9 protein-coding genes are annotated in these 10,167 nt (G+C 41.1%); 1 reads left to right on the top strand and 8 read right to left on the bottom strand.

Annotated features, from left to right (window positions below; genetic code table 11):
• Positions 1-157: 157 nt before the first annotated feature.
• The 6 genes from POTG_RS10890 to POTG_RS10865 all read right to left on the bottom strand — a co-directional run bounded on the left by POTG_RS10890 (position 158) and on the right by POTG_RS10865 (position 6,142).
• Positions 158-628: a MarR family winged helix-turn-helix transcriptional regulator gene (locus POTG_RS10890; RefSeq protein WP_050769741.1), complete on the bottom strand. Its 471-nt coding sequence runs from the start codon at positions 626-628 to the stop codon at positions 158-160.
• Between the two features lie 139 nt (positions 629-767).
• A complete protein-coding gene (locus POTG_RS10885) occupies positions 768-2,147 on the bottom strand; it encodes a sensor histidine kinase (RefSeq protein WP_009224878.1) in 1,380 nt (459 codons plus the stop codon).
• Positions 2,148-2,151: 4 nt separating this feature from the next.
• On the bottom strand, positions 2,152-2,829 hold the full coding sequence (locus POTG_RS10880; RefSeq protein WP_009224877.1) for a response regulator transcription factor: 678 nt from the start codon (positions 2,827-2,829) through the stop codon (positions 2,152-2,154).
• A 63-nt stretch (positions 2,830-2,892) separates the two neighbouring features.
• On the bottom strand, positions 2,893-3,288 hold the full coding sequence (locus POTG_RS10875) for a cupredoxin domain-containing protein (RefSeq protein WP_009224876.1): 396 nt from the start codon (positions 3,286-3,288) through the stop codon (positions 2,893-2,895).
• A 204-nt stretch (positions 3,289-3,492) separates the two neighbouring features.
• A complete protein-coding gene (locus POTG_RS10870) occupies positions 3,493-3,690 on the bottom strand; it encodes a heavy-metal-associated domain-containing protein (protein WP_036644998.1) in 198 nt (65 codons plus the stop codon).
• A gap of 43 nt (positions 3,691-3,733) precedes the next feature.
• A complete protein-coding gene (locus tag POTG_RS10865) occupies positions 3,734-6,142 on the bottom strand; it encodes a heavy metal translocating P-type ATPase (protein WP_009224874.1) in 2,409 nt (802 codons plus the stop codon).
• A 182-nt stretch (positions 6,143-6,324) separates the two neighbouring features.
• On the opposite strand from POTG_RS10865, the gene POTG_RS10860 reads away from it, so the two are divergent.
• Positions 6,325-7,575 (top strand): hypothetical protein, encoded by a 1,251-nt coding sequence (locus POTG_RS10860; protein ID WP_009224873.1) that lies wholly within the window; start codon positions 6,325-6,327, stop codon positions 7,573-7,575.
• Between the two features lie 5 nt (positions 7,576-7,580).
• Here POTG_RS10860 and POTG_RS10855 read toward each other — a convergent pair whose 3' ends face one another.
• Together POTG_RS10855 and POTG_RS10850 are read right to left on the bottom strand one after the other, a co-directional pair.
• Positions 7,581-9,776 (bottom strand): spermine synthase, encoded by a 2,196-nt coding sequence (locus tag POTG_RS10855; RefSeq protein WP_009224872.1) that lies wholly within the window; start codon positions 9,774-9,776, stop codon positions 7,581-7,583.
• 89 nt (positions 9,777-9,865) lie between these two features.
• On the bottom strand, positions 9,866-10,159 hold the full coding sequence (locus tag POTG_RS10850; protein WP_009224871.1) for a metal-sensitive transcriptional regulator: 294 nt from the start codon (positions 10,157-10,159) through the stop codon (positions 9,866-9,868).
• Positions 10,160-10,167: the final 8 nt, after the last annotated feature.

Here is a 10,167-nt window from a genome sequence, read left to right as displayed (position 1 = left end):
GGAGAATATACAAAGTGACTTCCTCCATCCTTGAGGTTTTTGGGTTTAGTCACTTGAAAACTTCTCCAAGTTGGGGTGAAGTCCCTTTTTTATGTCCGAAAATCCTTACGGCTCAAGGCCTCAGATTACTGCAAAACGCTCACGTTAGTTATTGAAGCTACTCGTTCAAAAATTCAATTAGTTTTTTAACTCCCTTTTCAAAAGACTTAAGTTCATTTTCATTTAGCTCATCTCGAATCCATTGATCAAATGGCTTAACAAAAAATTCCTCGTAGGCAAAATATACCGATTCCCCTTTATCGGTTAAAATTACATTGACCTTATTTGAACCTCGCATAAGTTGGAAACGCCGAACCAGACCTTTGTTTTCCATCCGTTCAACGATCTGCGTAATAGCTCCACTGGTTACACCAATTCGGTTAGCTAATTCCCCCATGATCATTCCTCTACCGATACCGATGGTTTGGATGATATGAATTTCGCTCGGAGTGAATGAACCTACCGCCCCTAATTTTCTCGGTTGTCGTTCACGCAGCCGGATTTGATGGAGTAATCGTGTAAATAGAAAGCTGGTTGTCGTTCTAGGTAGTCCTTTTTCCAAGGCCAAAGTATCCGAACTTTTGCTCATTTTTTCTCACTCCTTAATAGATTCTAGCAACAGATTACTAGAAATAACTAAGATAACCCTGAGATTATCCTTAGAGTTTGATAAGAATTTTCTAATGAAATAACGCTCCACCCGGAAACAGATAGAGCATTAGTTACTGTCAAGTTTTGATTTTGGGTAAACTCACTTTGAAAAGACTTCCTTGACCTGGAACGCTCGTTACCCCAATAGAGCCGTCATGGAGGTCAACGATACTCTTCGCAAGTGCTAATCCAAGACCTGTACCTTCGGATGTGTGCATTCTTGCCGATTTACTTCGGTAAAAACGGTCAAATATATGGGGCATATCATCCGGTTCGATTCCAATGCCTGTATCGGCAACCTGAACACCGCAATAATCCGAATCCTGGAATGTCGATAGGGTAATTTTCCCGCTGTCCGGCGTATATCTTATCGCATTTTCAAGTAATATAAGGATCAATTGTTTAAGTAGATCTTCATTACCCCAGGCCATTACTGAAAGTTGATATTCAAAAGTAATCTCCATTTTATGGTTGGACGATTGAATTCGTGATTCCAATTCATTTAAAATATTGGATATATCAACGATTCCCTTTTGGATCTCATGGCCGGCATCCGCCCGAGCCAGAGATAGCAAATCACCTACAAGTTTCGACATCCGTTTAGCTTCTTTGGACACGTCGCTCAAGATCTCGGCTTTTTCTTCAGAAGGAATATTTACGTTCTTCTGCAGGATATCCAAATTTCCGCGTATCGCTGTCAAAGGAGCCCTAAGTTCATGTGATGCATAAGAGATAAATCTACGTTGGCTGACAAAGGCTTTCTCTAAACTATCTAACATTTCATTAAAAGTTTCCGCCAAGTGGCCTAGTTCATCTTTGGCCCCCAAATATACAACCCTTTGATTAAAACTTTGTGATTCCGTTATAGCCTGAGCCGTTTGGCTGATGATTTCCACTCCTCTTAAAGATTTGCGGGCCATGAACCAACTGGCGATGGCTGCCAGAAGCAAGCCTGTAAATGTTACTCCAAAGATTAACCACCCCAAACGGACCAAGGAGGTGTCAACTTGCTGTAAAGAAACCTCAGCTTGTATATAGCCGACAATATTTTGCCGATAGCGTATCGGCGTCACCATCACACGGAAACGATTATTTTCTTGATCTGTATAAGTTAGCAGACGATCTTGTGTCTTTTTGAAATCGGTGAATGGAGTATCTGGAGCTCGATAAGGATTAGTGCTTTTCGCAATATTTTTTCCTGTCTGATCCCTAACGATGACATAAACGCCATTTAAAGAAAACTCCTCGAAGGAAAAATTTGCTTCGGTTAAAGGGGTTCCTTCTACTAACCCTTTCTCCAGTTCCTCCCGAATATGCAAGGATACACTGGCAAGCAATCGATCCTGGTCTTTATAATATGAAGCGTGATGCATAAAAAAGATGGATGACGTAATTCCGATTAACAGTATTCCAAAAATAAGGGTACTCCAGAGGGTTAAGCGCATTCTTATCGGCATCGTACTATTCCCTCAATACATAACCGGCGCCTCTGACAGTATGAATAAGGCGAGGTTCATTTTGCGCTTCCAGCTTGCTCCGCAAATAGCCTACATATACCTCCAAAACGTTTGACTCCCCTCGAAAATCGAATCCCCAAACTCTATCCATAAGCAGTTCCCGGGTCAAAACTTGCTGAGGATGTTTCATAAAAAAACAAAGCAGATTAAACTCGGTTGTGGAAAATTCAATCGTACGCGATCCTCGAAATGCCTGACGCGTTGAAAGATCGACTACCAGATCAGAAAAGATCAGTTTTTCGTCTTCCTTCTTCTTATGATCCAGTCGCCGTAACAAAGCTTTTACCCTTGCAACCAACTCTTCAAACGCAAAAGGTTTAACCAAATAATCGTCAGCGCCTGTCTCAAGGCCATGGACCCGATCTGCAATGGAATCCATGCCGGTAACCATAAGAATTGGAATGCCCGCATCTTTTCGTAACCTTTTGCAAACTTCCAACCCATCAAGGTCAGGCATCATGATATCCAGAATGATTAAATCCGGCTCATCTTCCAGCACCAGATTAAGGCCTTCTTTCCCTCCGTTCGCAACAGTGACCTCATATCCTTCATATGTTAATCCCCTTCGAATCATGGTAGATATCGTTTTATCGTCATCTATTATAAGAATTTTGGTACCCACTAACTTTTCACCTCTCCACTTACCCCATGACTGTCTGCTTTATTTATTGTAGTCCGAAGGTTTTTATTTATACTTTTCTGTTGTGTCTCGAACAACCATTGTCCCTTGGTACCTTCCCATTTGGCTAGTAAACCGGTAGCTCCCTGCTTCATTAGGAAACAGTTCTACTGTTGCCTTTTGCCCGTACGGCAGCACTATACTCTTATGATAGTGGGGGAACACGACCAATTCTGAGTAAGCCGTCTTTTCCTCCCTGACAAATTCCATACGGACAGGTTTACCTCGTTGTACAACAATCGTATTCGGCATGTACTTTCCATTCACGCGGATCTTTACTTCTTGATAACCTGATGGGCTGAGAATAATGTGGTGTTTCTTTTTTTTCCTAAATAAGAAACCGATACTCCCGACAATAAACAGTAGGATTAATAAAGTACCTCCCCATTGATAAATGCTCATGGAGTTCCCCGCTTTCAAAAATTTCATCTTTATGCCAGTTATTATAATCAACAAAAATGAGTTTGTTATGAGATTAACCTGAGAATCAAATAAGAAGTAATTTGGGCTCAAGCCAACCTACCATGATATCACTACCGCAAAAAACAAGCACTCAATCGAGTGCTTGTTCGTAACTGGCATTCAAAGAAATATTGAACTAATCATTTAATTTACTTTATAGCCTGTCTTGTTAATGGCTTCTTTAATCTCATCCAAAGAAACTTTATTATCGTCGAACTCAACTGCAACGGATTTGGAAGCTAAATCAACTTCACACGATGCACCAACATTCTCTACTGATGTTTCCACCTTTTTAGCGCAGCCTCCACAGTGCATACCTTCAACGATTAAATTTGCTTTCATGTTTGTTACCTCCATATCTTGATTTCGTTTTTGAATTCACTTTTTATAATTTTACTCTTTGTAGACGAAGCGAATTAAGTACGACGGATACCGAACTAAAAGCCATCGCCGCCCCCGCAAGCCATGGGGCTAGGAAACCAAGAGCCGCAATCGGAATTCCCAAAGAGTTATATGCCAAAGCCCAAAAGAAGTTTTGTCTAATATTGCTCATGGTTTTACGACTCATATAGATCGCATCCGGAATGCTGTTTAGATCTCCCCGCATTAAGGTAACATCCGCCGCTTCCATGGCCACGTCGGTACCTGTACCAATAGCCATGCCTATGTCCGCAGTAGCAAGAGCAGGGGCATCATTAATACCGTCTCCGACCATCGCTACTTTTTTGCCTTGAGCTTGAAGCTTCTTGACCTCTTCTGCCTTACCTTCAGGCAAAACCTCTGCTAATACGTGTTCAATACCTACTTCTTTGGCGATGGCATTTGCCGTTCTTTGGTTATCCCCTGTAATCATAACCACTTCAATACCCAGTTGTTTCAATCTTGAGACAGCTGCTTTTGAGGTTTCTTTAATCGTATCGGCAACCGCAACCAGCCCAGTGTAGGCATTATCAATGGCTACCAGCATTGCCGTCTTGCCTCCCGTCTCCAGGTCCTCCATATTGGAAACCGCCTCAGAATAATCGATGTTCCGAGAAGCTAGGAGTTTTCGGGTTCCAACCAACAGTTCACGGCCATCTACAACAGCGCGAATTCCATGTCCGGGTATCGCTTCAAATTGCTCCGTTTCCGGAATTTTGATTCCTCTGGAAACCGCACCGTTTACGATAGCTTCGGCAAGCGGATGCTCCGACTTTTTCTCGGCGGCCGCAACCAAACGCAAGAACTCATCTTCGTTTAATGCGTCTGATATAACATCCGTAAGCTCAGGTTTTCCTTTTGTGACCGTTCCTGTTTTATCCAGAATAATGGCATTAATCTTATGCGTTGATTCTAAATGTTCACCCCCTTTGAATAATATCCCCGCCTCTGCAGCGCGTCCGGAGCCGGCCATAATCGAGGTTGGCGTAGCCAACCCGAGGGCGCAAGGGCAGGCGATTACAAGAACGGCAATCAATTTTTCCAGCGCCTCCGCAAAGTTGCCTGGAGCTACAAAGAAATACCATATTAGAAACGTTACTACAGCAATGGCTACGACGATTGGCACAAACACGCCAGAAATACGGTCGGCCACTCTTTGAATAGGCGCCTTCGAGCCTTGGGCTTCTTCAACCACCTTTATAATTTGAGCCAGGGCAGTTTCTTTGCCCACCTTGGTAGCTTTAATCTTCAAAGAACCGTTTTTATTGATTGTGGCTCCAATGACACCTTCACCGGGATTTTTCTCAACCGGAATGCTTTCACCCGTGATCATGGACTCGTCAATCGACGAAGTGCCTTCAACAACGACTCCATCAACCGGGATCTTCTCTCCCGGTTTAACCATGATCAAGTCGCCTACGATGACCTGCTCCACCGGCAGAGATACTTCTTGACCATCACGTATAACCAAAGCCGTCTTGGCCTGTAATCCCATTAAAGTTTTAATCGCTTCAGAAGTACGCCCCTTGGCAAGCATTTCAAACAATTTACCCAGGATGACCAATGTGATGAGGACGGAACTTGTTTCAAAATAAAGCTCAGCCGTTCCATGATGCCCCCCCATAAACTGCCATTCAAAAGTCTTATATACGCTATAGAAGTAAGCCGCTGATGTGCCAAGGGCAATTAGAACATCCATGTTAGCACTTTTATTTCTAAGTGCTTTATACGCTCCCGTATAAAACTCTTTCCCGATCCAAAATTGCACCGGAGCGGCTAATACCAGTTGAACCCAAGGGTTTAACAGAAACCCTGGAATCCACATAGAGGAAGTCCATTGGAAATGCGCGATCATTGCCCATAGCAAAGGCAAGGAAAGTGCTGCGGAGATAATTAGTTTCACTTTTTGTTTCCGGATCGCCTTGGCCCTATGGTCCTCTTGCTTTGATTCGCTTTTCGGCGTGGCCTGATAACCTAGCTTCTGTACCCGTTGGATCATATCCTCCACTGTAACCTCGGATGGAGTGTATTCCACGTGAGCCGATTCCATGGCCAAATTTACGTTAGCCTTAGTTACTCCCGGTAGCTTATTAAGCCCCTTTTCGATTCGTGTAGCACATGCAGCGCATGTCATTCCCCCGATTTGGAAATCAGCCGCAGACTTTACAGTGCCATATCCAAGATCAGAAATTTTCTTTTCAAAAGCCTCAACGTCGGTTTTATCCGAATCAAAGTGAATCGTTGCTTTCTCTAATGCTAAATTGACATTAGCCGATTCTACTCCGTTCACTTTGTTTAATCCTTTTTCAATCCTTGTAGCACAAGCAGCACATGTCATACCAGAGATCTGCAACGAAACCTGTTTGCTTGCCATGTCCGATCCACCTCGTTTTTTTCAAGTAATTGCTTAATCAAAATATACCCTACTGGGGTATCCTATGTCAATGCATTATTTTTATTTTGTTGGTGTTCCTTTTATCGACATTCCTTAGTATTGCCCACTTTTGAAGAGGAGAAGTATAATGGGAGAAGTTTGTATTACCATCGGAGGGCGTTATGAACGAATTGATTACAAAATTAGCTAATGAATATAAGCTAGATAAAGAATCCGTTTACCAAATATGGTTTCTGAATAATGAGGAAAGATTAAAAGCATTTCGCACGATTAGAAATGGGTTATTCGAAGTGATTAACGCCATAGAAAATAGAACTTTCGGAAATGATTTTAAAGGCTCGCTTTTAGAAACAGTTATTACAGCAATTTCTGAGCAAAAACAAATATTTACTGGAGCAGCCCATGCTTTTTATTGGAAACCTAAACTTCGTATACCCGACATTTATGAAAATGAAAGTAATCAGTTAGCATTCGGGCGTTTTTTGAAAGCTTGTATTTCAACCACTAATGAAAGACAAATTCTTCAGGAGATTGTGAAACTTGATCAACTCCAAATAAAAGGACTTGGTCCTGCTGTAGCTAATATTCTTTATTTCCTGCACCCCACTCTCTTCCCTCCATTTAATACTGCCATTGTTAATGGGTTTAACACTCTTTTTGACATGAAAATAAAGTTAGGATCCTGGAGTGCTTATTTGCAAATGAGGGAGACAATTATCTCAGTAAATGAAAAATACCGAATTCATTTTTCTAAGGATTTGGGAGCTATTAGTGGTCTTTTGTTTGAAATTGGCTCTGGTCGTTACATTTTTGAGCAGAATGCCGAAAAATTTGTTGCATCTTTTGATAATGCCCAAAACGTTAATTGGACTAAAAGACACCAAGAAGTAGTTCAGAACATCGTAGAAGAAAATGAACATTCTGAAATGCAAGCACATTTAGCTAAGGTTGGTTTCGCGTTGGGTTATAAAGTTTGGATTGCTCAAAATGATCATAAAAGGGAGTGGAATGGTATAAAGCTTGGTGAGTTTTCGATCCCTTCATTGGATCTGCCAGCTATACCAAAACAAACGGCACAAACGATCTCCCTTATCGATGTCTTATGGATAAATGAAAGAAATCAAATAGTAAGTGCGTTTGAAGTGGAGAAAAGTACATCAATCTATTCCGGAATTCTTAGACTACATGACCTCTCCATATCTATAACAAGTCATGAAAGCCGACTATATCTTGTTGCCCCTGAAAAAAGGGAAAAGGAAATAAAGGCCCAACTATTAAGACCATCTTTCCAACAAGGCGTGCATTTCCCGATTTCTTATATCCTTTTTTCTGAACTACGTCAGAATTGTGATGCAATGTGCATGTTCGGCTCAGATTTGAGTGTATTAGGAAAAATCGCCAAGACTGTGTAAAGTTGTTATACCGACTTTACTGTAGGCTGGAATATGAACAAAAGGATATATATGGATGCTCCTATCCATAGGGTGACTGTAAACCCAAAGGTTAGTGATAACGCTGCGGCAAGTAATGAGCCGACTACGGTCATGACTCCATTAATTCCCCAACTCATAGCAACTTGTTCATGTTGCAAATGAGCAAGTCCATGGGGAAAAGGCATCCCCATAAAGAACCCTAGCGGGAAAAGCAGCACGACAATTATGAACATGCGGTGAGTTTCCGGGATTTCCAAAGAATGATCGAATAAACCAACTAGCGTGTTTGCCAATAAAGCTAAAAATCCAATTATCACTAACGGGGAATACCGGCCATAAATGGTTTTCCCTTGCTTTGAGCAATAACTTCCTATTCCGCCGGCTACCAAAAGAACTCCCAGAACAGTGACAAAAGATCGAGTTGGATGGCCTAATGGCAAGCTCAGCTTTTGGATAAATGTAACTTCAATTAACATAAATCCAATAGCGATACCGGAAAAATAAACGGCTTGTCCTGAAGATAACACCCTCCTACGTAGTAAAAACATAGCCACTAATATAGGAATCATAATCGCGACGACAAGTCCCATAGGGAATTGGTTCGTTTTATTATAAAAGAATGGCCTGTCGTCCCGATTAGAATTCACGTTGACATGTTGTGTGTTAAATAATGCTTGTAGTGTTCCGTATTGATCGTTTATATGAGGGATATGAATCGGAATTTGTTGAATATGTAAAGTTGAATCCATTAGCAACTGAGCCATTTCTTTGTCCATAGGCTGTTTCTGGAGTATAAGTAACGGCCGATTTATGATGGGCCCTTTCATACCAACAAGAACATGGCCTAAATGCTGGTAAGTTCCCACCACAGCGATATAGTTTTTTATGGATTTTTCATCCATACCCTGTCCCTGATAATATTTCTTCGCAGCATACATCATTTTATTCAATTCCGTGTCATCATGTAGCAAGAAGGCAAGCCTGCCATCGCTATTCAGTCTATTCATGTAATCCTTTAATGCTTCATGCGTATAGATGAAGTTTTCAGTTAAAGCCAGACCAAGCCCATTTTCGGATTGCTTTTTAACCAGAGATAAATAAATGAGGTCATACTTTTTTGTGGTTTTTTTTATGTAGCTTCGCCCATCAGAAATAATCTCCTTAACACCGTTTTGATGAAAAATATCACCTGAAAGCCCTGCTAGAGCATGAACCGCATCAAAACTCCCCTTATTGATATCTACTGCATCGATTTCTTCAAAGCCGGACATTTGAGCAGTCAATACTTCCTGTCCTCCTCCTGCCCCGATAATCAATGCGCTTTTCTTAGGCCCATGCTGAAATGAAAGCGCACCGGTTGTAGTTAGCAAGTAGTCCACTTCTTTGAGTTCTTTGGAATATTTAGAAATCGGGGACATCGCACTTCCATCAATCGTCATATAAAGCAATTCATCTTTGGTATCGTAAACATCCGTTCTGGAAAACGCATCCCAATGTGTATAAACAATTTTTGCATCCGGTCTCTTTGAAAAAACGGTAAACGGACTAGTTCGATATGCTTTAAATTCGATGAAGTCCAAAAAGGGATAAACCATATTAAGGGCGAGTCCCATCAAAACGAAACTGTAAACGAACTTTGACCATCTTCCTGTTTTGCGATAGCTGACAACTAAATATACAAAAATCAATACAAATGTTATTAGACCTATAGTTTGAATAGGGTTAATCGCATTCATCAAGAAAATGGCTCCCGTAGCCCCTAATCCAGCAGCAACCAAATCAACAAAATATAAAATATGAACCTGCTCCTTGCTGGATTGCATAGTGCCAGCCAGAATAAGTCCCCCCAGAATAAAAGGCAATATGGCGCATAGTGCATAAAAAACAATGCCCTGATAAGGTAATGCATACATAGTCAAAACCACGAGCATCATTGAAACTGCGAATGTTCCCAATATCGAAGTGCTCATTTCAATAAATCGTTCGTTCCATTTATAAGCCAAATAACCGCCAACGCCTATCCCTAATGTAGCTAAAGAAATAATTAAAAAAACATAGTTATAATCCAAAATGACAGAAAAAAATCGGGAAAGAAATATTTCAAATATAATCATGGCTAAGGATGAGAAAAAAACTACCGTCATATCTTTGACAACTGCTCGTGGTTGTAATCGGTACATTGATCAATACTCCTTATGAAATAGGTACGATTACAGTGTGATCCATTGCCATAATTTTATTCAGTCAGATTTATTCGTCAACCAACTCATCACTTCATTAATTTGTTCACTGTCACCATAAGTTCCTTCACTACACTAGTATCCCCCTCCTGGATTCGCTCAATAATACAACTCTTCATATGATGCTCCAATAACAATTTTGCAACACCGTTTAGAGCAGATTGAACCGAAGCGATTTGGTTTAGTACATCATCACAGTAGGTATCCCGATCGATCATTCCTTTTATTCCTCTAATCTGACCTTCGATTCGATTCAAACGGTTGGTTAAATCGTTTTTTGTCGTCTCTGAATGATGACTTTTTCGATCCGTCGCCAATTTCATATTGCCCA

Origin of the sequence: Paenibacillus sp. oral taxon 786 str. D14 (assembly GCF_000159955.1) — a bacterium.
GTDB classification, from domain to species: Bacteria; Bacillota; Bacilli; order Paenibacillales; family Paenibacillaceae; genus Fontibacillus; species Fontibacillus phoenicis.
This window is presented reverse-complemented; position numbering and strand designations above follow the sequence as displayed.